This is a genomic window from Robertmurraya sp. GLU-23, assembly GCF_052983275.1.
On the sequence record NZ_JBRKCV010000051.1, the window covers coordinates 1 to 643 of the forward strand.

Annotated in this window: 1 protein-coding gene; it reads left to right on the forward strand. The window is 37.5% G+C overall.

The features are described 5' to 3' along the window. Positions 1 to 598, forward strand: a 598-nt coding sequence (locus tag ACVBAX_RS25335) for an IS3 family transposase (protein WP_447119701.1), incomplete at its 5' end; no start/stop codon positions are given. Positions 599 to 643: the final 45 nt, after the last annotated feature.

The window sequence follows — 643 nt, forward strand, 5'->3', positions numbered from 1 at the left end:
ATTGATGAGAATCGCCGGAATCCAATCGTTGATTCGACGCAAAGGCAAAAAATATAAGCCAAGTACACCCAAACATGTCGCTGAAAACATCTTGAACAGAGAATTCACCGCAGAGAACCCAAATGAAAAATGGTTAACAGATGTGACTGAAATGAAATATGGGGCTACACATAAGGCTTATTTGAGTGCAATTTTAGATTTGTGCGATGGATCCATTGTTAGTTATATATTAGGAACTTCTAATAATAATTCGTTGGTATTTAAAACTTTCGAATTAGCATTGGAAGCTAATCCGGGAGCAAAACCCCTCTTCCATAGTGATCGAGGATTTCAATACACTTCCCCTGCTTTTAAAAGGAAAATTGATAAAGCAGAGATGGTTCAAAGTATGTCGAGGGTCGGAAGGTGTATTGATAATGGACCAATGGAGTCTTTTTGGGGAACATTGAAAAGTGAAAAGTATTATCTGAACAAGTACAGCACCTTTGAAGAGTTGAAAAAAGACATTGAGGAGTACATAAAATTTTATAATTATGAAAGATTACAAAAAAGACTAAACGGCCTTAGTCCCTTAGAATACAGGGCTAAAGCCGCTTAGTGTCGTTTTTTTATTTCCGCTGTCTACTTGACGGGGGGCACTTCA